Raw genomic sequence first — 25,573 nt, 5'->3', positions numbered from 1 at the left:
CTATTATAAAGTAACAGCTTCACCACCAGCAGCTTCAATAGCTTGCTTTGCTGAGGCAGTAAATTTATGAACAGATATTTTCAACTTTGCTTTTAATTCACCTCTACCTAATATCTTAACCAACTCATTTTTTCCGGCCAACCCATTCTCTAAAAGAACTTTCATGTCTACCGTATCTGTAATTCTACCTTCATCAACTAAATTTTGTAAGGTATCAAGATTAATCCCCTGATACTCCTTACGATTAATGTTAGTGAATCCGAACTTTGGAACACGTCTTTGAAGTGGCATTTGCCCTCCTTCAAATCCTATTTTCCTGGAGTAACCAGAACGAGACTTGGCACCTTTGTGACCACGGGTAGCAGTACCGCCTTTCCCCGATCCTTCACCACGCCCAACTCGCTTACTGTTACTTTGAACTGAACCTTTCGCAGGTTTTAAGTTACTTAAATCCATGTGAATTTCTTATTTGGTCTCCTCAACAGAGACTAAGTGATTTACTTTATTTACCATACCAAGGATGTTTGGCGTATTTTCATGCTCCACAACCTGACCAAGTTTTCTTAGTCCAAGTGCTTCCAAAGTACGTTTTTGGTTTTGAGTGCGCTTAATAGCACTTTTTACCTGTGTTACTTTAATTCTTCCCATTGTTCCTTGTTATTAACCTTTAAATACTTTTTCAAGAGAAATACCTCGTTGCTTGGCAACAGTCTCTGCACTCCTCAATTGAAGTAAAGCATCAAAAGTTGCTTTTACCACATTGTGAGGGTTGGAAGACCCCTGGTTCTTTGAAAGTACATCATGTACTCCCACAGCTTCAAGTACTGCACGAATAGCTCCACCCGCAATGACTCCGGTACCGGGAGCCGCCGGCAATAACATTACTCTGGCTCCACCGTATTTACCTTTTTGTTCGTGAGGTAGAGTACCCTTGTTTAGAGGGATACGTACCAGGTTTTTCTTCGCGTCTTCAACTGCTTTAGCAATTGCATCGGCTACTTCTTTTGATTTTCCTAACCCGTGGCCTACAACCCCATTTTCATCACCTACAACTACAATTGCAGAAAAGCCGAAAGCCCTACCACCCTTTGTAACTTTAGTAACACGTTGTACACCCACCAAACGATCTTTTAATTCAAGTCCACCTGGTTTTACAAGTTCTACGTTTTTATAATCCTGATACATACTTTTAGAATTTTAGTCCTCCTTCGCGAGCACCTTCTGCTAATGATTTTACTCTACCGTGGTACAGGTAACCTCCTCTGTCAAAAGAGATGGTATCTATCCCGGCTTTTAAAGCTTTTTCAGCAATAGCCTTTCCAACTAATGCTGCCTGCTCAATTTTATTCTCTACAGTCGCAGATGCAACTTCCTTATCTCTTGAAGAAGCAGCTACCAGAGTTTTACCATCCACGTCATTCACAATTTGAGCATAAATTTCTTTATTGCTTCTAAAAATTGAAAGTCTTGGACGGCCCTGAGTTCCGCTTATATCTCTTCTGATCCTTTTTTTGATCTTAGTTCTTCTATCTTGTTTTGAAACTGCCATAATCTTAGTTATTAAGCTGATTTACCTGCTTTTCTTCTTAACTGTTCACCTTTGAACTTGATACCTTTACCTTTGTAAGGTTCCGGTGCACGGAAAGATCTAATCTTTGCAGCTACCTGGCCTACTAATTGTTTATCATGTGAAGTCAATTTCACTACAGGATTTTTACCTTTATCTGAAATTGTTTCCACCTTTACTTCGGGGGCCAAATCTAAGACAATGTTATGAGAGTACCCAACTGCAAGATCCAATTTTTGACCCTGGTTAGACGCCCTGTATCCCACACCAACTAATTCAAGTTCATGTGTGAATCCATTGGAAACACCTTCGATCATATTGCTAATTAAAGCGCGGTAAAGACCATGCTTTGCTTTGTGATCCTTTTTATCTGAGGGACGCTCTAAAGTAATAACTCCTTCTTCGATCTTAATATCAATCTCAGAGAATTCCTGTGTAAGCTCCCCTAATTTTCCTTTTGCCGTAACAATTCCATCCTTAATGTCTACTGTAACACCTTGTGGAACTGTGATTGGATTTTTACCTATTCTGGACATTTCTTTTCGTCTTTAAATATTAGTAAACGTAGCACAATACCTCACCACCAACTTTATCCTGTTGCGCCTGCTTTCCAGTCATAACACCATGAGAAGTAGAAACAATAGCAATTCCAAGGCCATTAAGGATACGAGGAAGCTCATTGGCACCAGCATACTTACGTAAACCTGGTTTACTTATTCGCTGAATTTTTTTGATAACAGGTTCTTTTGTAACCTTATCATATTTTAGTGCAATTTTGATGCTCCCCTGAGCGGTCGAATCATCAAATTTGTAACTAAGGATATATCCCTGATCAAAAAGAATCTTGGTAATTTCCTTTTTAAGATTAGAAGCGGGTATCTCCACCACTCTGTGGCTTGCAGCAACCGCATTTCTAATTCTTGTTAAATAATCTGCAATAGGATCTGTATTCATCTATTTCAATTTGCGGAAGGGGTTTTCTCTCGATAAATATCGTGGAACCTTCTCCCAATTTATAATCTTACCAACTAGCTTTTCTTACTCCGGGAATTAACCCATTGTTTGCCATTTCGCGAAAAGTTACTCGTGAAATTCCAAACTGTCTCATATAACCTCTAGGCCTTCCGGTCAATTTACAACGGTTGTGCAAACGTACAGGAGATGAGTTTTTTGGTAATTTTTGTAATGCTTCATAATCACCAGCTTCTTTTAAAGACTTGCGCTTCTCAGCATACTTTTCTACCAATTCCTGTCTCTTCACCTCACGGGCTTTCATTGATTCTTTAGCCATAATTATTGCTTTTTAAAAGGTAATCCTAGTTCGGTTAACAATGATTTTGCTTCCTTATCGGTGTTAGCACTCGTAACGAAAGTTATATCCATCCCGTTAATCCTGTTAACCTTATCAATATCTATCTCCGGGAAAATAATTTGCTCAGTCACACCGAGGTTATAGTTTCCTCTTCCGTCAAATCCGGTTGCTTTGATTCCATTGAAATCGCGCACACGTGGAAGTGCAGAAGTAATTAAACGATCCAGAAATTCATACATTCTTTCTCCGCGTAAAGTAACTTTGGCCCCAATTGGCATTCCTTTACGTAGTTTAAAAGAAGCAACATCTTTTTTGGAAATGGTCGCAACGGCTTTTTGACCAGTAATAGCTGTCATTTCATCTACAGCATGATCAATAAGCTTTTTATCTGCCACAGCAGCTCCAACTCCGCGGCTCACAACTATCTTCTGTAGTTTTGGAACCTCCATTACGTTGGAGTAACTGAATTCTTCTGTAAGAGAAGAGATAACTCTCTCTTTATACTCTTTCTTAAGTCTTGGTACGTACGCCATAACTAAATTACTTCATTGGATTTTTTGGAAAATCTAACTTTCTTATCGTCCTCTGTTCTATATCCAACCCTGGTATTATCACCATTTTTGTCGATCAAAGAAAGATTGGAAATATGAATAGATGCTTCCTTCTTCTTGATTCCGCCCTGAGGATTTGATGCACTTGGCTTCTCATGTTTTGAGACCATATTTACACCTTCCACAATGGCTTTATTCTTATCCAGAAATACTTGTTGTACTTTACCTTCCTGACCTTTATGATCTCCAGCAGTTACGCGAACAGTATCTCCGGTTTTTATTTTAAGCTTTTTCATCTTATTTCTGTATTAAAGCACTTCTGGTGCTAATGATACGATCTTCATGAATTGCTTATCACGAAGTTCACGTGCTACAGGTCCAAAAACGCGGGTTCCTCTCATCTCCCCTGAAGGGTTCAAAAGAACACATGCGTTATCATCAAAACGAATGTAAGATCCGTCTGGTCTGCGCACTTCTTTTTTGGTACGAACAACAACTGCTGTTGAAACTGCACCTTTCTTAACGCTCCCGTTAGGTGTAGCTTCTTTTACGCTGACAACGATCTTGTCTCCAACAGAAGCGTATCTTCTATTTGTACCGCCCAATACGCGAATAACTAAAACTTCTTTAGCTCCGGTATTGTCTGCAACTCTTAATCTAGACTCTTGTTGTACCATAATTACTTCGCTCTTTCAATTATTTCTACTAACCTCCAGCATTTAGATTTACTCATAGGACGAGTTTCCATGATCCTTACTGTATCTCCAATGTTGCAGTCGTTTGTTTCGTCGTGTGCCACATATTTCTTCGTTTTCAAAACGAACTTTCCATACATGGGGTGTTTTACTTTCTTAGTTTCTGAAACCACAATAGACTTAACCATCTTATTGCTAGTAACAACACCTATACGTTCTTTTCTTAAGTTTCTTTTTTCCATTTTCAGCAGAATAACAATTATTGTTGTTCTCTTTTAGTTAACTCTGTAGCAATACGCGCTATAGATCTTCTCACAGTTCTCAACTGTATTGGGTTCTCTAATGGCGATACTGCGTGAGCCATTTTAAGATCGGAATATGATTTCCTTTCCTTACCAAGTTCTTCCTGTAATTCTGCTACAGACAATTCTCTAACTTCTGATTGTTTCATGATGTCTCTAATTAAGCTTGATAATCTCTAGCTACAATGAACTTAGTTTTGACAGGAAGTTTTTGTGCTGCCAGGCGCAAAGCCTCTTTAGCAACATCAAAAGGTACACCTCCTACTTCAAAAAGTATTCTTCCTGGTTTTACAACTGCAGCCCAGTATTCAACAGCACCTTTTCCTTTACCCATACGTACTTCAAGAGGCTTCTTTGTAATAGGCTTATCTGGAAATATTTTAATCCAAAGTGAACCTTCCCTCTTCATATAACGGGTAGCAGCAATACGTGCAGCTTCTATTTGTCTTGCAGTCACAAAATTTGAATCCAATGATTTGATTCCAAAGGTTCCGTTTGAAAGTCTGTGTCCTCTTTGAGAAACACCTTTCATACGGCCTTTTTGCATCTTGCGATATTTTGTTCTTTTAGGCTGTAACATTTTTCTTTACTTTAAAAAATTACTTTCTACGACGTGATTTTGGTGCACCACTTCGTCCGGTTCCGGGTTTTCCTCCTTGTTTTTTGGCCATGCCAACAAGTGGAGAAAGTTCTCTTTTACCGTATACCTCGCCTTTCATGATCCATACTTTTACACCCAGTCTACCGTAAGTAGTGTGTGCCTCAACCAAAGCATAATCAATATCGGCTCTAAAAGTCGACAATGGAATTCTTCCATCCTTGTATCCTTCTGAACGCGCCATCTCAGCACCATTCAATCGGCCAGAGATCTGGATCTTAATACCTTCAGCGTTCATTCTCATTGCAGCCGCAATAGCCATTTTAATTGCCCGACGGTAAGAAATACGATTCTCAATTTGTCTGGCAACGCTTGACGCTACTAAATGAGCATCAAGTTCCGGTCTTTTGATCTCAAAGATGTTTATTTGAACCTCCTTGTCGGTGATTTTCTTAAGCTCCTCTTTTAGCTTGTCTACCTCCTGGCCGCCTTTCCCAATAATAATACCGGGACGGGCAGTGGTGATAGTAACGGTTACAAGCTTAAGTGTACGCTCTATAATCACTCTTGATACACTCGCTTTTGAAAGACGAGCATGGATATACTTTCTAATCTTATCGTCTTCGGCTAATTTATCGCCGTAGTCATTTCCTCCGTACCAGTTGGATTCCCATCCTCTAATGATACCAAGGCGATTCCCGATTGGATTTGTTTTCTGTCCCATACTCTTAACTAGCTTTGTGTATTATTGTTTGCTCCAAGTACCAATGTGACATGGTTGGAACGTTTTCTAATTCTATGTGCGCGACCCTGTGGTGCAGGACGTAGTCTCTTCAACATACTCCCTCCATCAACGCGAATCTCCTGTACAAACAACTCTGCATCTTCAATGCTTGCATCTTCATTCTTAGACTGCCAGTTGGCAATTGCCGACAATAACAATTTCTCAAGACTTTTAGACGCATCTTTAGAATTGAATTTCAAAATCTGAAGCGCTCTTTCTACTTTTTCACCACGAACAAGATCTGCAACCAGACGCATTTTTCTTGGCGAAGTAGGGCAGTTATTTAGTTTAGCAAAAGCTATTCGCTTTTTAGCTTCTTTAGTTTGCTCTGCTCTTTCTCTTTTACGAACTCCCATAGCTTCAATTATCTTTTACCTTTATTCTTAGCACCAGCATGACCTCTAAACGATCTTGTTGGTGAAAACTCACCTAATTTATGACCTACCATGTTCTCGGTAATGTACACAGGAACAAATTGGCGCCCGTTGTGTACAGCAATAGTCTGCCCAACAAAATCTGGAGTGATCATTGAAGCCCTTGACCAGGTTTTAATAACCGCTTTCTTTCCAGATTCTGTATTCTGAGCAACTTTTTGCTCCAGTTTATAGTGAACGTAAGGTCCTTTTTTTAATGAACGTGCCATATCTTATTATTTCTTTCTACGTTCTACAATATATTTATTACTCGACTTGGTCTTGGAACGGGTTCTGAAACCTTTAGCAGGTATTCCATTTCTAGACCTTGGGTGACCTCCCGAAGCACGACCTTCACCACCACCCATTGGGTGATCTACCGGGTTCATAACCACAGGTCTTGTTCTTGGTCTTCTACCCAACCATCTGTGTCTACCGGCCTTTCCTGAAATCAACAACTGGTGGTCACTGTTTGAAACAGCACCAATAGTCGCTACACAGCTAGCCAATACCCTACGGATTTCTCCAGAAGGCAATTTAATAGTTGCATATTTACCCTCTCTCGCCATTAATTGAGCAAAAGCACCGGCACTACGAGCCATAACAGCTCCCTGTCCAGGCCTTAACTCAATGCAAGAGACAATAGTACCTAAAGGAACGATAGACAAAGGCATAGCATTCCCTATCTCGGGCGCCACATCTTCCATTCCAGATACTATATTCTGCCCAACCTGAAGTCCATTTTGAGCAATAATATATCGTTTCTCACCATCCTGATAATTCAATAAAGCGATAAAAGCCGTTCTGTTTGGATCATACTCGATAGAAGCAACAGTTGCAGGAATCCCCTGCTTGTCTCTTTTAAAATCGATGATCCTGTAACGCTTTTTATGACCACCACCAATGTGGCGCATAGTCATTTTTCCCTGACTGTTTCTACCACCAGATCTTTTGTTCGGAGCTAATAAACTTTTCTCCGGCTTATCAGTAGTGATCGCGTCAAATCCGTTCACTACTCTAAATCGCTGACCAGGGGTAATTGGTTTTAATTTTCTAACTGACATTTTCTAATCTTAGAGATTACTATATAAATCAATAGTTTCACCTTCCGCCACCTGTACTAGTGCTTTTTTCAAGGCACTGGTTTTACCAGTAACAACACCCGTTTTTGTGTAACGGGTCTTTCTGTCCGGGCGGACATTAATTGTACGAACTTTAGTAACTGAAACACCATAAGCAGACTCAACTGCGTCTTTAATTTCAATCTTATTCGCCTTATTATCAACTACAAAAGCGTACTTATTGTTAAGTTCGCTATCTGCGGTAGCTTTCTCTGTAATAATAGGTTTTATTAAGATACTCATAATGCTTATTTACTTAGATTCGACTCAATTCCTTCTAGAGACCCTTCTAAAAACACTAAATTATTAGCGTTTAAAATTTTGTAAGTACTTAATTCCGAAGAACTTACAACCTCAGAGGCCTTTAAATTGCGTGACGACAAATATACATTTTTATTCGAGTCACCCAACACTATCAAAGATTTTTTCCCTTCCAGTCCTAAAGCCTGTAAAACTTCAATGAAGTTTTTGGTTTTTGGAGTATCAAATGAAAAATCTTCAACAACTATTATGGAGTTATCATTTGCCTTCATAGACAAAGCAGATTTTCTTGCCAGTCTCTTTAGGCCCTTATTTAATTTAAAGGAATAGTTTCTTGGTCTTGGACCAAATACTCTACCTCCTCCTTTAAAGATTGGAGACTTGATACTTCCCGCACGGGCAGTACCTGTACCTTTTTGTTTCTTGATCTTACGCGTAGAACCAGCAATCTCTGCACGTTCTTTCGCTTTATGAGTTCCCTGGCGTTGATTGGCCAAATATTGCTTCACATCAAGATAAACAGCATGGTTGTTCGGCTCCACTGCAAAAACAGCATCAGAAAGGTTTGCCTTTCTCCCTGTTTCTTTTCCTTTTATATCTAAAACTGCTACTTCCATTACTTCTGAATGATTACATAAGAATTCTTATGTCCCGGTACAGCTCCACTTACAACAAGTAGATTCTTATCGGCTATTACTTTAAGAATTCTCAGGTTTTCTACTTTTACTTTTTCACCACCCATTCTACCGGCCATGCGCATTCCTTTGAAAACTCTCGCAGGATAAGACGCCGCACCAATCGAACCGGGAGCTCTTAAACGGTTATGTTGACCATGAGTTGCCTGTCCAACACCACCAAAACCATGACGTTTAACAACACCTTGAAAACCTTTACCTTTTGAAGTACCGGAAACGTCAACAAATTCGCCTTCAGTAAAATGCTCAACGGTGATAGTATCACCTAATTTGTGCTCTCCTTCAAATCCCTTGAATTCAACGACTTTGCGCATTGCTGCAGCTCCGGCTTTTTTAGCGTGCCCTTCGGCAGCCTTATTAGCAGTCTTTTTGTCATCGAAACCAAGTTGAAGAGCTTTGTACCCGTCAACCTCCTCGGTTCTGACTTGGGTAATTACACATGGTCCTGCTTCAATAACGGTACATGGAATGTTCTTTCCATTCTCGTCAAAAATGCTGGTCATGCCAATCTTTTTTCCTATTAACCCAGACATAATTAATTATTAGTTATTAATTTATTTTTATTTAAAAATATTCAGGATTGAAAATACTTCCAATCCTGAATGTATTTTTCACCGTTTTTCCCTCGCCTAAAGCTCGGGACATGTTGCGACAAGGTGTTGTGTTAAGGCATGCCTTAACTTTACCCAGCCGTGTTGTTTATCACACTTTAATCTCAACCTCTACTCCACTTGGTAATTCAAGTTTCATCAAGGCATCAATAGTCTTTGAAGAAGAACTGTAGATATCCAGTAACCTCTTATAAGAGCTTAACTGAAACTGTTCTCTCGATTTTTTATTAACGTGTGGAGAACGTAATACAGTAAAGATCTTCTTATGAGTTGGCAATGGAATTGGTCCGGTTACCACAGCTCCCGTACTTTTTACGGTTTTTACAATCTTCTCGGCAGATTTGTCTACCAGGTTGTGATCGTATGATTTTAGTTTTATTCTGATTTTTTGACTCATTTCCTGATAAATTAATCGTTAGCGGATCCCTTTTCTGCCTTCATAATTGCTTCCGAAATATTGGAAGGAGTTTCGGCATAGTGAGCGAATTCCATAGTAGAGGTTGCACGTCCCGAAGAAAGGGTACGCAATGTAGTAACATATCCAAACATCTCAGATAAAGGCACTTCAGCTTTAATAACTTTAGCACCAGATCTGTCGGACATGTTATTAACCTGCCCACGACGTCTGTTCAAATCTCCTACTATATCACCCATGTTCTCTTCTGGGGTAACAACTTCCACTTTCATGATTGGCTCAAGAATAACAGCACCGGCTTTCTTAGCAGCTACTTTATATCCCATTTTCGCAGCCAATTCAAAAGAAAGTTGATCGGAATCCACAGGGTGGAAAGATCCATCCTTAAGAACTACTTTTAAAGTGTCCATTACGAAACCTGCCATAGGTCCGTTTTTCATCGCCTCTCTAAATCCTTTTTCCACTGAAGGAATAAATTCTTTAGGTATACGACCACCTTTAATTTCATCAACGAATTGCAGTCCCGGACCTTTAAAGTCTTCATCTGCAGGCCCTAATGTGAATACAATGTCACCAAACTTACCACGACCACCAGATTGCTTCTTGTAAACCTCTCTGTGATCTGCCGGCTTAGTAACAGTTTCCTTATACTCTACACGAGGCTGCCCCTCATTAACTTCGACTTTAAATTCCCTTTTCAAACGATCTACAAGAATTTCAAGGTGAAGTTCACCCATTCCTGAAATAATTGTCTGTCCAGAAACTTCGTCAGTTTTAACCTGGAAAGTTGGATCCTCTTCAGCAAGTTTTGCTAAAGCCATCCCCATCTTATCTACGTCTGCCTTAGTTTTAGGCTCAACAGAAATACCAATTACAGGCTCAGGGAAAGACATCGATTCAAGAACGATCGGGTGTTTCTCATCTGTTAAGGTATCTCCGGTTTTAATATCTTTAAATCCTACAGCCGCACCAATATCCCCAGCCTCAATTCTATCAATTGGCTGTTGTTTATTTGCATGCATCTGATAGATACGTGAAATACGTTCTTTTTTTCCGGAACGGTTGTTCTGAACATATGAACCTGCATCCAACGCTCCCGAATAAACTCTAAAGAAAGCCAAACGACCAACAAAAGGATCTGTAGCGATCTTAAAAGCTAAAGCTGAAAAAGGAGAATCTACATGAGGCTTACGGCTCTCTTCTTTTTCTGTATCAGGGTTAACACCAATAATAGCTTCAACATCTACAGGAGAAGGAAGGTAACGCATCACTGCATCCAACATCGCCTGAACTCCTTTATTCTTAAAGGCAGATCCACACATCATTGGAATAATAGACATATCTATTGTTGCAGCCCTAAGCGCAGCAATAATTTCATCTTCAGTAATAGAGTCCTCGTCTTCGAAGAATTTCTCCATTAAAGCCTCGTCGTATTCGGCAACTGCCTCAACTAATTCGGCTCTGTATTTCTTAACATCTTCTTCAAGTTCTGCAGGAATATCAATGGTTTCATACGTCATTCCGTAGTCCTCCTCATTCCAAACAATTGCTTTTTTGGAAATCAAATCAACAACTCCTTTGAAGTCAATTTCGTCTCCAATAGGAATTTGAAGTGGAACAGGATTTCCACCAAGCATCTCTCTAACCTGCTTGATCACGTTAAAAAAGTCGGCTCCCTGGCGGTCCATCTTATTAACGAATCCAAGTCTGGGAACACGGTATTTATCGGCTTGTCTCCAAACAGTTTCAGATTGTGGCTCAACACCATCAACTGCACTGAATAAAGCAACCATTCCATCCAGAACACGCAATGAACGCTCTACCTCAACAGTAAAGTCCACGTGACCCGGAGTATCAATTATATTAACTGTGAATTCCTGATCTCTGTAAGTCCACTTACAATGCGTAGCAGCCGAAGTAATTGTAATACCTCTTTCCTGCTCTTGTTCCATCCAGTCCATAGTAGCTGCACCATCATGCACCTCACCTATCTTATGACTAATACCGGTATAGAAAAGTATACGCTCTGTAGTAGTGGTTTTACCAGCATCAATATGCGCAGCAATACCTATATTTCTAGTAAATTTTAAATCTCTTTGTGCCATTTTTTAGAATCTAAAGTGAGAGAATGCTTTATTAGCTTCAGCCATCTTATGGGTATCAACCCTCTTCTTCACAGCCGCACCTTCTTCCTTAGCAGCAGCAAGAACCTCAGCCGCAAGTCTTTGGGCCATAGATTTCTCGTTACGTTTTCTGGAATAAGAGATCAACCACTTCATTGCGGTCGAAACTTTACGATCTGGTCTAATCTGCATTGGGATCTGAAAAGTGGCACCACCTACCCTTCGGCTACGTACTTCTACGTGAGGCATAACATTAGAAAGAGCATCTTTCCAAAGTTCAAGTGCAGTTTTTTCTTCATCCTGTTTTTTCTCCTCTACGATAGCGATAGCATCATAGAAAACTTTAAAGGCAACAGATTTTTTACCATCCCACATCATCATGTTAACAAAACGCGTTACTAACTGATCGTTAAACTTTGGATCTGGTAAAAGTGGCCTTTTTTTCGCCTGTCTTTTTCTCATTTCTTCTTTGTAATAAGTTAATTGTTACTTGCCGTGGAAATAAATTACTTCTTAGGCTTTTTAGCACCATACTTGGAACGTCTCTGGGTTCTTCCGGCAACACCGGCAGTATCCAGAGCACCACGTACAATGTGATACCTAACTCCTGGCAAATCTTTAACTCTTCCGCCTCTAACCAATACTATCGAGTGCTCCTGGAGGTTGTGTCCTTCACCGGGAATGTATGCGTTCACCTCTTTACCATTTGTTAACCTTACCCTTGCTACTTTACGCATAGCAGAGTTAGGTTTTTTAGGTGTAGTGGTGTAAACACGAGTACAAACTCCCCGTCTTTGAGGGCACGAATCCAAAGCAGCCGATTTACTCTTCTTGGTAATTGTGCTTCTTCCTTTTCGTACTAATTGTGAAATTGTTGGCATAATTTCTTTTACACTAATTATTTATTTGATATAACCCCTTTTTCAAAAGGTCTGCAAAGGTAGAAATAAAACCGAATTATTCAAATCTTAATGAATTAATTTTCAGAAGACTTTGCTTAAACCATTCACTACAGTCTCAACATCGCGGTGTTATATTTATGATACGCTTCAGGAAAACATGCATTCGTACCCGAAGTATGTCGATTCATTCTTAGGAGTCAGTAACTATACTTTAACTTATATGAGAACAAGTACCGGGGGTTACCCAATAAGTCATGTGAATAAATTTAAAAGCTAAAAGGCTCCCATAAATAATGAGAGCATTTTTTATTCTGAAAACAGATATTTCGTGGAACTTTCCTTTCGGTCTGTTAAGAATAAACGTCAATCTTAGAGTTACGAACCAGTCATTAAGCAGATAACTATTTTTCAAGTACTGCTTAATATCTATATTTGCTCTATGAAAGATACTACCACCATTTTTGGAATACGCGCCGTCATTGAAGCCATTCAAAATAACGAGACGATTGATAAGATCTTTATCCAAAAAGGCCTTAGCGGACAATTGTTTCAAGAGTTACAGCAAAAAACAAAATCAGGTGAATATAATATTTCATATGTACCAGTTGAAAAGCTGAACCGCCTGGTAAAGGGAAATCACCAGGGAGTAGTCGCAAAAATCTCTCCAGTTGAATTTGCAGATCTTGAGACTGTAGTAGAAAAATCTCTACAAAAAGAAACAGCTCCCTTATTCCTGTTATTGGACCAGGTAGATGATGTCCGCAATTTTGGAGCAATGATCAGAACAGCCGAATGTTGTGGGGTAGATGGAATCATAATTCAAAAAAAAGGTGGTGCTCCGGTAACTGCCGATACTGTGAAAACTTCAGCCGGCGCCATATTTAAAATTCCTCTAATAAAGGTAAATCATATAAAAGATGCCATTTTTTACATGCAAGGTTCAGGAATTAAGGTAGTAGCAGCCACAGAAAAAACAAACGACCTGCTCTATTCTGTAGACTTTAAGCAACCGGTCGCTCTTGTAATGGGAAATGAAGGAAAGGGAATTTCAGAATCTGTTCTTAAGCTGGTGGATGAAAAAGCAAAGCTTCCTATGCAGGGCACTATTGGCTCCCTTAATGTTTCAGTTGCTTGTGGTGCTTTTCTATATGAGGTGGTAAGGCAAAGGCTGTAATATTTTTTCAGATTATAGGTTATGGAGCTATTCTAAGGGGGTTCTATCATCTTCTCTACCTTTTTTATAATGGTAAATGTATTCCGGCTCTTCTTCCCCATCTGGATTCTCAATAAAATTTCCATTGGCATCAAAATGTCTCATAAAGGGATCATCTTCTTCTTTATAAGTTTCCTTTTCCCATTCAAATTTTGGTGCACGTGCGATATCTGCTCTGTAAATTAATGAAAAAACCAGGCCCGAAAGCAATCCTGCCAAATGTCCTTCCCAGGAGATCTTGGGATCTATGGGAGTAATGTACCAAAGCAAGCCGCCATAGAGAAATACAACAATCAAGGAGAGAGCCACTAATCTGTAATATTTTGAAAAAATACCCTTAAAAAACAAAAAACCTGCCAGAACATAAATCATTCCCGACGCTCCAATATGAAAAGCAGGTCTTCCAATCAACCAGGTAAGACCCCCGGATAATAACAGGCCCCAAAAGAGGATCTTCCAGCTTAATTTTCTGTAAAAGTAGAACAACGACAACGACAGTACAAATAGTGGAACTGTATTATGAAAAAGGTGTTTTATTCCGCTATGTATAAAAGGTGAAAATATTATCCCCCTTAGCCCCTCCACTGTTCGTGGATAAACTCCAAATCTTGTAAAGTCCCAGCCAAATCTTATTTCCATCCAGAATACTATCCAAATTGCCAGCACAAATAGCAATGGATAACCTACTACACCTGTGGTGAAAACAAAAGGTTCTTGTATTGTAGTTTTCTGAACTTTCATACTTCTCCCTTTACAAAAATTTCACCACCCTATTTTCAAAGGAACAATTCCTTCCAAAAATGCCATTTTTGACTCCACATTTCCACTACCCTGCCAGTTCGTCACTAAATAAAGCAAAACCTTTAGGCATTTCAGCACCATTTCTCAATTTACTATTTTTACCGAATGAACAAACCATTGGCAGAAAGATTACGGCCCACAACTCTGGATGATTATTTGAGTCAGCAGCATCTGGTTGGACCCGAAGCAGCTTTGCGAAAGCAGATTAAACGGGATATCATTCCCAGCATTATCTTTTGGGGGCCTCCGGGAGTGGGCAAAACCACTTTAGCCAATATTATTGCGCGAGAATCCGGTCGGCCATTTTTTACTTTAAGCGCAATTAGCAGCGGGGTGAAAGATGTGAGAGAGGTAATTGAAAAGGCCAAAAAAAGCGACGGACTCTTCACCACCAAGAATCCAATTTTATTTATTGACGAAATTCATCGATTTAGTAAATCTCAGCAGGATTCATTATTAGGAGCTGTAGAAAAAGGATGGATAACCCTCATAGGGGCAACTACAGAGAATCCCAGTTTTGAAGTAATTCCTGCATTACTTTCGCGAAGCCAGGTTTACATTCTCAACTCTTTTTCCAAAGATGATCTGGTCGCCCTGCTTCACCGTGCAATGAAAGAGGATGAGATCATTTTCAAAAAAAATATAGAATTAAAAGAAACTGAAGCTCTCCTACGGCTAAGTGGTGGAGATGCAAGAAAATTGTTGAATATCTTTGAGCTGGTAGTAACTTCAGAGGAGGAGGACCAGGTGGTAATAACCAATAAAATGGTCCTGAATAAAGTTCAGCAAAATACTGTACTTTACGACAAAACCGGGGAACAGCATTATGATATAATATCGGCATTTATTAAGTCCATTCGTGGTAGCGATCCTAATGGGGCCGTTTATTGGCTCGCCCGCATGATAGAAGGTGGGGAAGATGTAAAATTTATTGCACGGCGCCTGCTCATTTTGGCTTCAGAAGATATTGGCAATGCAAATCCTACAGCTTTGATACTGGCCAATAACACTTTCCAGGCAGTCTCCACTATTGGTCACCCCGAGTCCAGGATCATTTTAAGCCAGTGCTGCATCTATCTGGCCACATCTCCAAAATCCAATGCGTCTTATATGGCCATTAATGAGGCCCAATCCATAGTAAAAAAGACCGGCGACCTTCCCGTACCTTTGGCCATACGCAATGCTCCAACCAAGCTCATGAAAGACCTGGGTTATGGAGAAGATTACAAGTACGCCCACAATTATGAGAATAACTTTGCTGCAGCCGAGTTTCTTCCAAAGGAAATAATCAACACCACGTTCTTTCGCCCGGGAAATAATCAGCGGGAACAGGCTCAAAGGGATTTTCTGCAAAAAAGATGGAAAGGCAAATATGGTTATTGATCTTTTCGCTCGTATTTTACGCTAACGAGTTGCTGCGTATTCGGGTCGAGGTATTCGACCATAAGATTTCCATGGGTGTCAAAAAAGGCAGTTCCGGAGATGGTTTTTGAAGAATATAAAAAGTTTTCTCCTCCTCCTGATTTTAATAGCGTTCCAAATTTCTCCTCCTCCCCTTCTCTGTACAAGTCAAAACCAGACGGAGTCCTTTGCAAGCTGTAAGTCATGCTTCCATTCATAAACTTCGGGATATCTTCTGATTCGTCAATCCCCGATTTTACTGAAAATTCTTCCTCTGCAGCATTTTCTATTTCTTCTGAAGTAATTACCGGGTCAACAATCACTTCAGGATTTTTGGACTGGGCATCTTCAGGGGATGGGACGGGATCTATAACAACTTCGGCCGGTTCAGCTTTTTCAGCTGAAACCACTCCTCCTGGTACAGGATCAATAATTACATCAGGATTCTTCCGAAGTTCCTCAAATGAAGTAAAGGCCTCTCTCAGAGCTTCATGATATGATCTTTGGTAGTCTTTTTCTCTGCTCACGCCTATTTCAGAAGTAAAAACTATCTCACTTTTACAATCTTCAAGAGTAATATATAGTTTTGAGCGAAAAAGCCCTGACTTGTCATGGACATTCGCCTTCAACACATCGCAAGGAGACACATTTCCAGGAATTTTCTCTTCATAAAGTGCTTCAAAACCATACTTTTCGAATAAGAAAGCTGTGAGTGCATTCAATTCATACTGATTTTGGTACTTAAGAAAATCAAATTCCTGTGGCACCTGCACATACTGATATCGGCTTAAATCCTGTCCTAGAATATTTCCAACCGCTCCTAATCCAACTATAAAAAAGAAAATTATCGTCCTCATTCTCTGCTAAACATAAGCTGGAAACCTATCTGTAATGAAGCGTTTTGGGCCTTTGCAAAATTTGTATAATCCAGCAGGTTATCTGCAGCAAGATAAACATTAAAATTCGAAAGTTTGGCAGAAACCAATAGGCCAATATTGGAAAAGGAATAAGAATCGGCAGTATATGTAACCTTTCCTCTAAAGTTCTCATTAAAAGTCCTGTCATAATATAACGTTGTAGCATAATTAAGACCACGGGGACGTTTTACAGCAAAAAACTGAGCTCCGAGATGATTATAATATCTCCTCCTCCCCATGGGTCGATAGCAATTGCATGGCTCAGCATTTTCATGAAAACCATAATCTACAGAGGCATTCAATTTCACAGGACGCCATGTAGTATAGGAGTTGGTAAGGGTTTCATCCTTGAGGTTCCTGTCAAGATCATCTTCCCATTCATCCCAATATTCCTGAGTGCCGGGAAAGAGCAACTCGATCCCATGGGTTTGGTAATCACCGTAGTATCGATAATTCTCTACATTTTTTGTTTGGCGCATAAAACCAATGTCCAGTAAGCTCCCGGTAATGCGATATTGATCTGAAGGATACCAGGTAAAGCCTGCATCCAATCCCACACCAATATTACCTCCTAAAAGTGCACTTTCCAGGAGACTGGTCATGACCTCTTTATTCGAGGCTTTCGAGTCTACTACATTTGCCCAACCCGATGTATTAATTACCATATCAAGACCGGACATATAATGACGGTACAGGTTTGGCCCTTCAGGAGAAAGTTCAGTCCTAAAGATGCCCCGGTTACCAACGCTATAGGCATTAAAAATTCCGGAATAAATTTTCCCTCTAAAGCCGTAGTTTAGATCTTCAGAATAATAATTAGTAAACCCTACATGAAATACATTGAGAAAATCGGCAGTGAAAGCAGCATCTGAAAAGTTAAAATTCCTGCCAATGTAATCCTTATTGCCCTCGTAAGCGAGCACTGCGGGATCTTTAGGAAAATATACAAATGCATCCATCTCCTGGTAAACACCCGCCGTGTAATACCTTCTCTTGTTATCCCGCCACCCTATAGAAAAAATTTCCAGTTGCTGGTTTACCATAAAAAAGTCATTTCGGGAAAGCTTATGTAAGGATTCCTTTATTCTGGCATTAATAGAGCCTTGATCATCTTTGAATATATCATACATACTAACACCCGAAGATCCTGCTGACAAGTGGATTTGAGACAGGAAGGGTATCCCAATGTGCATATCAAAATAGGTTTCGGCTCCAGGGTTGATCAATAGGTTTTGAGGTAAATCATCAAAATTATACAGGAGCTGTTTATTCTGGGCAGGTGCGGCCAGGTAAAATGTCAATATGAAGAGGAAGAATATTACTCTCATGATTGGAATTCAAAGTAGTAAAATCCTTTAGAAGCCAACTGCAAAGATCCTTCAATGGCCGTAGGGTCATGTCTTATAATTTCAACAGACATTTTTATACTTCTTCTTACTCTATTTATTTGATTTTCATCAATGATTTCTGTGTAATCTATCGTCGCAGGTTCACCCAGACTTCCGGAGGGAATAGGCACTTCTATAGTATGCTGAACCGAATTTGAAGGCGAAACCAGCCTTATAGTTGCAGTTAAGGGACTTTGAAATGTATTTGTAAATCTGAAGTTAAAATCGGCCCGCACCAGACTGTTTTGAATATAGTCATCATCAAGAAAATCAAGTCTTGTCTCGTCGCTAGCCGTCACTCCACTCCCATTTTCTCCTGTAAATTCATCGGCAGTAAGATCGAAGTAGATAAGATCTATTGCAGCTTCAGGAGAAAGGACGATTTCATTGTACTGGTCGAGATCGACGTCCTTCACACATGAATAAGACACAAGAACGAGGGACAAAAATACTATTTTAGACAAGTAATTTATAAGGGGCATCTTCATACAATTCTTTATCTAACGGATTTGGAATGTCCTTATTACAGGAAGCGAGTTAATTCCTTCATTTCCATTACCTGGTAATGATCTGCCGAAAATTTGGTCTTATAATAGTTATATAAAATTGCCTGCATCCCAAAATCCTTTGCTCCTAGGATATCTGCTTCAAGATTGTCTCCTATCATAATGCTTTCCTCCACGTTGGCTGTTGCATTTTCCAGAGCTACCTCAAAGATCCTTCGGTTAGGTTTTTTTACACCCACATCTTCAGAAGTTGTAATGGTCCTGAAATACTTCAGTATTCCCGAACTTTCCATTTTCTTATGTTGAACTTCTTTAAAGCCATTGGTAATGATATGCAGCTCATAGAGTGGGTGAAGATAATCGAGAATTTCAACCGTCCCTTCAAGAAGGTGATTATGATTGGGTAAATGATCAATATAATCTATGCTCAACTGCTTGATCTTGGAATCTGAAACGTTCACTTTCATTCCTTTAAAAGAATCCCTGAGTCTACCATATCGAAGGTCATCCTTAGTGACCTTATCTTCTCTATATAATTTCCAGTAATCGGCATTGATAGGGGCATATACAGCCAGAAACTCTTCCAGTCTTATTTTGATCTTGTGCTTTTCAAATATGGAATTAAAGGCTAACCCGGAGTTACGATCAAAGTCCCATAATGTATGATCAAGATCAAAAAAAATGTGACGAATATTATTGAATTTCATTAAGTGTCTTTAAAATTGAAAAGTTCCTTCTCGAATTGGCATATTCAGAAAAATCTTTATTGGTAAAAACAGTTATTAAATTTCCGTCAACCATAGATATTTGTCGTTTTATTTCCAGAACCTTATACTCTATTTCATTTTCTTTTAATTTACTAAAAGCTTCAGAATTAATAGCGTAGGGATGAATTAGTAAAGGGGTAGTGATTTCGAAATTAAGATCATAAAATAGGAAGGGAGTACAGGTCCCTGCTCTTAACCCCACAGCTTCAGGATAACCCATAGAGAAATCATTTAGAAATTCAAGTTCTACCATATGATTATAAGTATCTGGCAGCAACAGGTTATAATGATTGTTTATTGCACTTTCCACCGGCCTCTTAACAATCTCTTCCATTCGTCTTTTTTCCTCTTTTAAAACTGAGAATTTCTGATTGGCATAAAATCCCGGCTGTAGCCCTACTTCGGCATAATCGGCAACAGATTTTATGAGACTTTGTAACTCCAGGCGGTTGTAATTAATATTTCGATCATAGGTTGAAAAATCACTTACCTGAAACATAAACTTCATAGGAACCTGGTAATTCTTTAAAAATCGTATGACTTTGGTGTAGATATCATAAGGGTCCTTTTTCATTTTCGTCATTACCTGCAACCGGTGCAGTATATATTTAGGTTTAAATCTAATAAGATCCAGCAACAGTCCCAGCACTACTCTTACAATTCCCTTCTTTTTATAACAATAAGCCTCTGTTACCGAAATTATGGTTTGAGTGCGAAATTTTCTTGTGGGAAATTTTTGATTGGGAAATTTATCTGTCAGGACATCGCTGAATTTTCGCGCCCAGATCTCAATCACCGGCTTTTCTAAAAAACCTTCCTGAAATGCCAAACTCTCGCTGGCCTGGAATCTTCCCTCTTTATCCTTTACATGCGGAAGATATTCTTCATACCGGCTTAAAAGGTAAAAAGAGGCTGCAAAAATATCAAAGGGAATAGAACTTGCCTCTCCAACTGCGAAGATACAGGGTACATCATCCCAATCCTGTACCTTTACCTCAAGATCATTCACTCCCTGCTCCATTAGAAGATCTACGTTTTGAATAAAAACCTCATTGGCAAGGCTTTGCTTTCCATAAGAAAGTTTCATGCCTTCATGTGCTACAAATTCTTCAATTTTAGAGGTGAAACTTACCGGAATACCAAGAATTTGTGTACACACATGTTTAAAAACATATGTTATTCTTGGGGTGATTTTCTGGGTATATACCAGCAGCATAATTGAATTTTTACAATAAGCCTTCATCAGCAAAGCTGAAGTAGGAGTTTTCGGTTATTATAAGATGATCCAAAACCTTAATATCAAGAGACTCACCGGCTGCTTTGAATTTTTGTGTAAGTTGTTTATCTGCCCCACTCGGATTAAGGTTTCCCGATGGATGATTATGTACCAGGATCGTCGCAGTAGCCCCCAGGTTCAATGCCTGTTTAAATGCCAGCCGCACGTCCACTAAAGTTCCTGTTATTCCTCCCTTACTAAGAGGCAACTCCTGGATTACCTTGTTTGAATTGTTGAGATACAGGATCCAGAATTCCTCATGAGGTAATTCTCCTATTTTAGGCTGCATGAGTTCAAATACCGTGGAGCTTGAGGAAATTTTCTTCTTTTCCAGTGCTTCAGAAGATCTGCGTCTACGTCCCAGTTCAAGGGCCGCCACAATAGTTAAAGCCTTTGCTTCTCCAATTCCTTTGACCTCCCTTAATTGATTTACAGAGAATCGTCCTAATTCATTAAGATTATCTCCAGCTTTAGAAAGCACCTTTTTGCAGACCTCAACTGCCGACTCATTCCTACTCCCGGAGCCAATTAAAATTGCGAGCAATTCGGCATCACTGAGAAATTCCCGCCCTTTTTGAAGAAGTTTCTCCCGGGGACGGTCTCCTTCTGCCCATTGTTTTATAGTAAAGGATGATGATTTTTGAGAATCCATTAACTCAGTTTCTCTAAAGATAACAAAATGGAGCTATTCCAAAAATGCCATTTTACGATATCCACTTTTTGATTTCTTCAAAATCCAAACCTCCATAATTCCCACTACTCATTAACAAAAGTACTTTATTATCATACTGTTGTTCTTTGAGAAACGATTCAAACTCTATGGGATTTGTATAAACCATAAGATCTTTTCTTGAAAAAGAATTGAAAATTTGCCCTTTTGAAATAGGTTCCAGTTTTTTATTTTCCACGGCTTCAGGAGAAAAGAAAACTACGGCTTCATCGGCGGCATCCAATGACGACTGGTACTGCAGAAGAAATTCTAAATTTAAACTGCTATAGGTATGTAATTCAAGACATGCTATAACATGCCTATCAGGGTACTGCTGTTTTACGGCTCTTGTAGTAGCCGTCACTTTTGACGGACTGTGTGCAAAATCCTTATATACCACAGCTCCTCTTGTTTCTACAATTTTTTCCAATCTTTTTGAGGCTCCGGTAAAAGAGGCAATAGCTTCGTAAAAGTCTTCTTCGTCTATTCCTATGTGCTGACAAATCCATTTCGCACCTGCCAGGTTTTGCAGGTTATGTTCGCCAAAAATGGCAACTGGCATGTCCCCCTCGGGCGTATGTAACAGAGTTTTTTCATTCTCTACATGATAATCTGGAGTTCTGTAAGGATGTTTCCTGATGGTATTAGTTGATTCTTCCACCAACCTCTTAAGATTTGGATCTTCTTCATTGTATACAAGGATTCCTCCTTTGACTATTGAATCTATGAATATTCTGAACTGCTCCAGATACTCTTCAAAAGTGGGAAAAACATTAATGTGATCCCAGGCAATTCCGCTTAGCAGTGCTATATTGGGCTTATAAAGATGGAATTTTGGACGACGATCTATAGGAGAGGAAAGATATTCATCTCCTTCAAGAACAATGAAATCATTCTCCTTTGTTAGGTGGACCATGTTATCGAAACCTTCTAACTGCGCACCTACCATGAAATCAACATTCCTTTGATGATAATTCAGAACATGTAGAATCATAGAGGTAATGGTAGTCTTACCATGAGAACCACCAATAACAACCCGGGTTTTATGCTTTGACTGGTCATACAAAAACTCAGGATAGGAATAAACCGGTATTCCTAATTCTTTAGCTTTAGCAAGTTCAGGATTGTCTTCACTAGCGTGCATCCCGATTATAACAGCATCCAGATTGGGATTTATTTTCTCCGGAAACCATCCAAATTTCTCTGGTAATAATCCTTTTTTCCTAAGCCTGGAACTGGAAGGTTCATAAATCATATCGTCACTTCCTGTGATCTTATACCCTTTTTGGTGCAGTGCAAGAGCAAGATTATGCATTGCACTACCACCTATTGCTATAAAATGTAGCCGCATTTCCCAAATTTTGAGTAAATATAAAGATTGGAAAGAAAGTTTAGCGGCTGAAGCCAGGAAAAAACTTCTTTAATTTTGTAACAAATTCGCTGTTCTTATGTCAAACTGTGAGTTGGAATTATTCGACAAAGAACTTATTTAACTTTTCACTTGTAAAAAAACTCCTAAAAATGTTTTATTACCGAAAATATTGTACTTTTAACCACCCCTACTTCAGCGACATAAAGGATAGATAAAGGTGCAAACTGCACTTCACTTAAACCCTTCACTTAACAGGAGTTTAAGTTTTTCATAATGAATGTTTATTTTATATTTGGACCCAAAACCTTAATGCAAATCGATTAAATTTAATACTTAAAGCCTATGCGAATTTTTACTCTGGGTAAAAAGGGAGTACCATTACTCTTTTTTGCCTTTAATCTATTAATTGGAAGTTTGCCCTCTTATGGGCAAGAGACCTGCCCCTCGGAAGGAGATATTGTTGCTAATCCCTTCTGTTATTTGCAAACAGTAAGCAGTCTTACTAATGGCAATTATCCCGTTTATCAAACAGATGATAACGAAAATGACACTCAACCCATTCCCGGAGATGAGCTTTTAACCGACGGTGTTACGTATTATGTTGGTGGACCATCCGGAGATTGTGATCGTATAGCGGTAACTGCGACTGTAGAGGTGGTAGAGCGGCCGACGAACACTATTTTTCCAAACAGTCCTAGTTTCGAAATTACTCCTTGTTCGTCTACAAATTTTACCGCAGATGATTTGGCCGACTATTTCGTAGCTCAGCCTGGTTATGAAATAGAAGTTTATACTACCGAATTTGGAACTACCGAAGCTCAGGGTGAACTTGTACCTGATCAAAGTTATTTTGTTGGACAGGTTTCTACTACCAATCCAGACGCCTGCCCTTCTTTGAGGGCTGCTGTGGGATACAACCCTATAGATCCTAATCCTCCAATAGCAACGTCTCCCCAAGTTTTTTGTGAGGGAGCTACAGTGGCAGACTTAGAGGCTGAAGGCACGTATGACAATACACAGGCTATAAGATGGTATCGATCTATGGATGCTAATTCTCCATTACCTGATAACACTCAACTTATTAATGGCCAGTTCTATTATGCATCTCAAATAGTAAATGACAGAAACGATCCATTTCCTCCTTGCGAAAGTGATGAAAGAACAGCAGTTTTTGTTGAGGTGCAAAGCATAGAAGCTGGAGAACAGATTGGGGATGGCATCTATTGCCAGTCTGAAATTGACAATAGACTTGCAACTACTGCTCCGCAGCAATTGGTAAGAGAACTATTTACTGAGCAACTTGAATCTGGTGTTCCTACTGACGGAACTTTTACTAATTTAAGCATCAACGAAGTTATTTCACAATATCAGAGTGGAGTTAGAAGTTTTTCAACAACCTATACTGTTACTAGTGAGCAGGGATGTGAAGATAGCGTTGAATTATCATTTTCCATTGAGGAAGACTTTAATGCCGGAGAAGATAATACTACTACAACCTTATGCCGTTCAGAGCTACCTGATACTCTTACTGAAGAAGGTGCTGAAGGCTTCTTTCGCAGTTTACTAAGCGAAAATGCTGATGCCAATGGTACTTTCTCTGCACAAACTATCGCTGAGATAACAGCTGCTTTCAATAGCGGAGATGGAACAGGAACTTACAGCACTACATATAGTGGAGGTACAGGTGAATGTGCAGATTCTGCAGAAATAGAGGTAACAGTTCTCGAGGGCGGGAATGCAGGTGATGATGCAGACTTAGTTTTCTGCCAGTCTGAAATAGAAGCTTTGATAGCTGAATTTTCTGCTGATCCTACACAAAATCCTGAAGCCTTCTTGGCAGAATGGATTGGAGACAGAGACACTAATGGAACTTTTAGTGGAGATCCTTTAACATCAATCATTTCCCAGTATCAAGCTGGCACCTGGCCAATTGAGGTTTCCACGGTTTATACTATTGGTGCAGGAACTGAATGCGAAGATTCTGCTCAAATCTCCTTAACAGTCATTGAAGGGGATGTAGTTGAAGACAATTCAGAAACTATTTGTATTTCAGATGTACCTGTTTTATTTCAGGAAATCCCTGAAGATGTTCGAGCTTACTTTGTAGATCTGGCAGGTGGTGCCGAAGGTGGTACTTTTGAACCTTCTATTGAATCATTAATAACTCAATATGGTCAAAATAACTTAGGTGATTTCAGAACTGTCTATACAATTGGAGAAGGAACTTCATGTGAAGATTCGGCAGAATTAATCCTTACCATTACAGATGAATTACCTGCAGACGCCGGAGACGACAGAACTTTGAGTTTCTGTACTACAGAAGGACCACAAGATCTTGCTGAGTTCTTAACAGCTGGAGCAATGGAGGATGGCACCTTTTCAGGTGACCTAGATCAAACTTTTGATCCTGCAACAGTAGGACCAGGAACTTATAACGTAACCTATACGGTAGATGATTCCTCAGCATGTGTTGCCTCAGGAGATCAGGATACAGCTTCCTTTTCGATTACAATTTCAGAAGGTGAAAATGTAGTTGAAGACAATTCACAAACAATTTGTATAACAGAGGTACCTGTTTTATTTCAGGAGGTTCCTGAGGATGTACGCGCTTACTACGTCACTCTAGCAGGTGGTGTTGAAGGTGGTACTTTTGAACCATCTATTGAAGCATTAATAGAGCAGTACGGAGAAAACAATTTTGGTGACTTTAGAACGGTTTATACAGTTGGTGAAGGAACTGCATGTGAAGATTCCGCCGAATTGGTCGTAACAATAATCGATGAGCAGCCTGCAGAGGCTGGTGATATAGCACCCCAGGTGGTATGTTCCACAGATGGTATGATCGATCTTAGCGACTACTTAGCTGGATCTGG

The 25,573-nt window shown here is 39.6% G+C and carries 35 protein-coding genes; 3 read left to right on the top strand and 32 right to left on the bottom strand.

The annotated features are described in order from the left end of the window. Positions 1 to 3 precede the first annotated feature (3 nt). The 24 genes from rplO to rpsL form a co-directional block, all read right to left on the bottom strand. Entirely contained in the window at positions 4 to 456 is a 453-nt protein-coding gene (gene rplO, locus H148_RS0114745) for a 50S ribosomal protein L15 (protein WP_029035483.1), read from the bottom strand. 9 nt (positions 457 to 465) lie between these two features. Beyond that, complete coding sequence (rpmD, locus tag H148_RS0114740; RefSeq protein WP_029035482.1) at positions 466 to 648, bottom strand: 50S ribosomal protein L30; 183 nt, start codon at positions 646 to 648, stop codon at positions 466 to 468. Between the two features lie 12 nt (positions 649 to 660). Then, a complete protein-coding gene (gene rpsE / locus H148_RS0114735; protein ID WP_029035481.1) occupies positions 661 to 1,185 on the bottom strand; it encodes a 30S ribosomal protein S5 in 525 nt (174 codons plus the stop codon). Between the two features lie 4 nt (positions 1,186 to 1,189). Beyond that, positions 1,190 to 1,549: a 50S ribosomal protein L18 gene (rplR, locus tag H148_RS0114730; protein WP_029035480.1), complete on the bottom strand. Its 360-nt coding sequence runs from the start codon at positions 1,547 to 1,549 to the stop codon at positions 1,190 to 1,192. Between the two features lie 11 nt (positions 1,550 to 1,560). Further along, on the bottom strand, positions 1,561 to 2,103 hold the full coding sequence (gene rplF / locus H148_RS0114725; RefSeq protein WP_029035479.1) for a 50S ribosomal protein L6: 543 nt from the start codon (positions 2,101 to 2,103) through the stop codon (positions 1,561 to 1,563). Between the two features lie 19 nt (positions 2,104 to 2,122). Further along, positions 2,123 to 2,521, bottom strand: a complete 399-nt coding sequence (gene rpsH / locus H148_RS0114720; protein ID WP_029035478.1) for a 30S ribosomal protein S8 — start codon at positions 2,519 to 2,521, stop codon at positions 2,123 to 2,125. Between the two features lie 67 nt (positions 2,522 to 2,588). Beyond that, positions 2,589 to 2,858: a 30S ribosomal protein S14 gene (gene rpsN / locus H148_RS0114715; RefSeq protein WP_029035477.1), complete on the bottom strand. Its 270-nt coding sequence runs from the start codon at positions 2,856 to 2,858 to the stop codon at positions 2,589 to 2,591. Positions 2,859 to 2,860: 2 nt separating this feature from the next. Further along, entirely contained in the window at positions 2,861 to 3,412 is a 552-nt protein-coding gene (gene rplE / locus H148_RS0114710) for a 50S ribosomal protein L5 (protein ID WP_029035476.1), read from the bottom strand. Positions 3,413 to 3,414: 2 nt separating this feature from the next. Continuing rightward, entirely contained in the window at positions 3,415 to 3,726 is a 312-nt protein-coding gene (gene rplX / locus H148_RS0114705; protein ID WP_029035475.1) for a 50S ribosomal protein L24, read from the bottom strand. 12 nt (positions 3,727 to 3,738) lie between these two features. Beyond that, the gene (gene rplN / locus H148_RS0114700) at positions 3,739 to 4,107 is read right to left on the bottom strand and encodes a 50S ribosomal protein L14 (RefSeq protein ID WP_029035474.1); all 369 of its coding nucleotides are present in this window, start codon (positions 4,105 to 4,107) and stop codon (positions 3,739 to 3,741) included. 2 nt (positions 4,108 to 4,109) lie between these two features. Further along, positions 4,110 to 4,367, bottom strand: a complete 258-nt coding sequence (rpsQ, locus tag H148_RS0114695) for a 30S ribosomal protein S17 (protein ID WP_029035473.1) — start codon at positions 4,365 to 4,367, stop codon at positions 4,110 to 4,112. 17 nt (positions 4,368 to 4,384) lie between these two features. Next, positions 4,385 to 4,576 (bottom strand): 50S ribosomal protein L29, encoded by a 192-nt coding sequence (gene rpmC, locus H148_RS0114690; protein WP_029035472.1) that lies wholly within the window; start codon positions 4,574 to 4,576, stop codon positions 4,385 to 4,387. 11 nt (positions 4,577 to 4,587) lie between these two features. Beyond that, positions 4,588 to 5,007, bottom strand: a complete 420-nt coding sequence (gene rplP, locus H148_RS0114685) for a 50S ribosomal protein L16 (RefSeq protein ID WP_029035471.1) — start codon at positions 5,005 to 5,007, stop codon at positions 4,588 to 4,590. 19 nt (positions 5,008 to 5,026) lie between these two features. Further along, positions 5,027 to 5,749, bottom strand: coding sequence for a 30S ribosomal protein S3 (gene rpsC / locus H148_RS0114680; protein WP_029035470.1), 723 nt, complete (start codon positions 5,747 to 5,749; stop codon positions 5,027 to 5,029). Between the two features lie 8 nt (positions 5,750 to 5,757). Further along, positions 5,758 to 6,165, bottom strand: coding sequence for a 50S ribosomal protein L22 (rplV, locus tag H148_RS0114675; protein ID WP_029035469.1), 408 nt, complete (start codon positions 6,163 to 6,165; stop codon positions 5,758 to 5,760). A gap of 8 nt (positions 6,166 to 6,173) precedes the next feature. Beyond that, complete coding sequence (gene rpsS / locus H148_RS0114670; protein ID WP_029035468.1) at positions 6,174 to 6,452, bottom strand: 30S ribosomal protein S19; 279 nt, start codon at positions 6,450 to 6,452, stop codon at positions 6,174 to 6,176. A 6-nt stretch (positions 6,453 to 6,458) separates the two neighbouring features. After that, positions 6,459 to 7,286 (bottom strand): 50S ribosomal protein L2, encoded by an 828-nt coding sequence (rplB, locus tag H148_RS0114665; RefSeq protein ID WP_029035467.1) that lies wholly within the window; start codon positions 7,284 to 7,286, stop codon positions 6,459 to 6,461. A 9-nt stretch (positions 7,287 to 7,295) separates the two neighbouring features. Further along, positions 7,296 to 7,586, bottom strand: a complete 291-nt coding sequence (rplW, locus tag H148_RS0114660; protein ID WP_029035466.1) for a 50S ribosomal protein L23 — start codon at positions 7,584 to 7,586, stop codon at positions 7,296 to 7,298. 5 nt (positions 7,587 to 7,591) lie between these two features. Next, entirely contained in the window at positions 7,592 to 8,221 is a 630-nt protein-coding gene (gene rplD, locus H148_RS0114655) for a 50S ribosomal protein L4 (protein ID WP_029035465.1), read from the bottom strand. After that, positions 8,221 to 8,832 carry a 50S ribosomal protein L3 gene (gene rplC, locus H148_RS0114650; RefSeq protein WP_029035464.1) on the bottom strand — a complete coding sequence of 204 codons (612 nt, stop codon included), beginning with the start codon at positions 8,830 to 8,832 and terminating at the stop codon, positions 8,221 to 8,223. The genes rplD and rplC overlap by 1 nt, the downstream gene beginning before the upstream one ends. A gap of 169 nt (positions 8,833 to 9,001) precedes the next feature. Then, positions 9,002 to 9,307 carry a 30S ribosomal protein S10 gene (gene rpsJ / locus H148_RS0114645; RefSeq protein WP_010181931.1) on the bottom strand — a complete coding sequence of 102 codons (306 nt, stop codon included), beginning with the start codon at positions 9,305 to 9,307 and terminating at the stop codon, positions 9,002 to 9,004. Between the two features lie 11 nt (positions 9,308 to 9,318). Beyond that, entirely contained in the window at positions 9,319 to 11,430 is a 2,112-nt protein-coding gene (fusA, locus tag H148_RS0114640; RefSeq protein ID WP_029035463.1) for an elongation factor G, read from the bottom strand. Positions 11,431 to 11,433: 3 nt separating this feature from the next. Continuing rightward, the gene (gene rpsG / locus H148_RS0114635; protein WP_029035462.1) at positions 11,434 to 11,910 is read right to left on the bottom strand and encodes a 30S ribosomal protein S7; all 477 of its coding nucleotides are present in this window, start codon (positions 11,908 to 11,910) and stop codon (positions 11,434 to 11,436) included. A gap of 44 nt (positions 11,911 to 11,954) precedes the next feature. Beyond that, a complete protein-coding gene (gene rpsL, locus H148_RS0114630; RefSeq protein WP_029035461.1) occupies positions 11,955 to 12,329 on the bottom strand; it encodes a 30S ribosomal protein S12 in 375 nt (124 codons plus the stop codon). 460 nt (positions 12,330 to 12,789) lie between these two features. Here rpsL and rlmB point away from each other — a divergent pair, with 460 nt between their 5' ends. Further along, positions 12,790 to 13,524 (top strand): 23S rRNA (guanosine(2251)-2'-O)-methyltransferase RlmB, encoded by a 735-nt coding sequence (rlmB, locus tag H148_RS0114625; protein ID WP_029035460.1) that lies wholly within the window; start codon positions 12,790 to 12,792, stop codon positions 13,522 to 13,524. Positions 13,525 to 13,551: 27 nt separating this feature from the next. On the opposite strand, the gene H148_RS0114620 is transcribed toward rlmB, so the two are convergent. Beyond that, positions 13,552 to 14,304 (bottom strand): rhomboid family intramembrane serine protease, encoded by a 753-nt coding sequence (locus H148_RS0114620; protein ID WP_029035459.1) that lies wholly within the window; start codon positions 14,302 to 14,304, stop codon positions 13,552 to 13,554. A 165-nt stretch (positions 14,305 to 14,469) separates the two neighbouring features. Between H148_RS0114620 and H148_RS0114615 the strand changes: the two genes are divergently transcribed. Further along, positions 14,470 to 15,747, top strand: a complete 1,278-nt coding sequence (locus H148_RS0114615) for a replication-associated recombination protein A (protein WP_029035458.1) — start codon at positions 14,470 to 14,472, stop codon at positions 15,745 to 15,747. Here the strand turns inward: H148_RS0114615 and H148_RS18410 are convergent. The 7 genes from H148_RS18410 to H148_RS0114580 all read right to left on the bottom strand — a co-directional run bounded on the left by H148_RS18410 (position 15,741) and on the right by H148_RS0114580 (position 22,679). Then, positions 15,741 to 16,622, bottom strand: a complete 882-nt coding sequence (locus H148_RS18410) for a hypothetical protein (protein ID WP_051286517.1) — start codon at positions 16,620 to 16,622, stop codon at positions 15,741 to 15,743. The two genes, H148_RS0114615 and H148_RS18410, sit on opposite strands and share 7 nt — an antisense overlap. Then, the gene (locus H148_RS0114605) at positions 16,619 to 18,010 is read right to left on the bottom strand and encodes a DUF5723 family protein (RefSeq protein WP_037325429.1); all 1,392 of its coding nucleotides are present in this window, start codon (positions 18,008 to 18,010) and stop codon (positions 16,619 to 16,621) included. Before H148_RS0114605 ends, H148_RS18410 begins: the two co-directional genes overlap by 4 nt. Next, positions 18,007 to 18,516 (bottom strand): hypothetical protein, encoded by a 510-nt coding sequence (locus tag H148_RS0114600; protein WP_156877268.1) that lies wholly within the window; start codon positions 18,514 to 18,516, stop codon positions 18,007 to 18,009. The genes H148_RS0114605 and H148_RS0114600 overlap by 4 nt, the downstream gene beginning before the upstream one ends. Before the next feature lie 77 nt (positions 18,517 to 18,593). Next, a complete protein-coding gene (locus H148_RS0114595; protein ID WP_029035455.1) occupies positions 18,594 to 19,283 on the bottom strand; it encodes a YjjG family noncanonical pyrimidine nucleotidase in 690 nt (229 codons plus the stop codon). Further along, entirely contained in the window at positions 19,270 to 20,559 is a 1,290-nt protein-coding gene (locus tag H148_RS0114590; RefSeq protein WP_029035454.1) for a polysaccharide deacetylase family protein, read from the bottom strand. The genes H148_RS0114595 and H148_RS0114590 overlap by 14 nt, the downstream gene beginning before the upstream one ends. A 10-nt stretch (positions 20,560 to 20,569) precedes the next feature. Continuing rightward, a complete protein-coding gene (gene radC, locus H148_RS0114585) occupies positions 20,570 to 21,271 on the bottom strand; it encodes a RadC family protein (protein ID WP_029035453.1) in 702 nt (233 codons plus the stop codon). A gap of 52 nt (positions 21,272 to 21,323) precedes the next feature. Continuing rightward, complete coding sequence (locus H148_RS0114580) at positions 21,324 to 22,679, bottom strand: UDP-N-acetylmuramate--L-alanine ligase (protein WP_029035452.1); 1,356 nt, start codon at positions 22,677 to 22,679, stop codon at positions 21,324 to 21,326. A 363-nt stretch (positions 22,680 to 23,042) separates the two neighbouring features. Here H148_RS0114580 and H148_RS18710 point away from each other — a divergent pair. After that, a partial coding sequence (locus tag H148_RS18710; RefSeq protein ID WP_037325427.1) for a hypothetical protein occupies positions 23,043 to 25,573 on the top strand: 2,531 nt, incomplete at its 3' end.

Source organism: Salinimicrobium terrae DSM 17865 (assembly GCF_000424665.1).
In the GTDB taxonomy this organism is placed as follows: Bacteria; Bacteroidota; Bacteroidia; order Flavobacteriales; family Flavobacteriaceae; genus Salinimicrobium; species Salinimicrobium terrae.
This window is presented reverse-complemented; position numbering and strand designations above follow the sequence as displayed.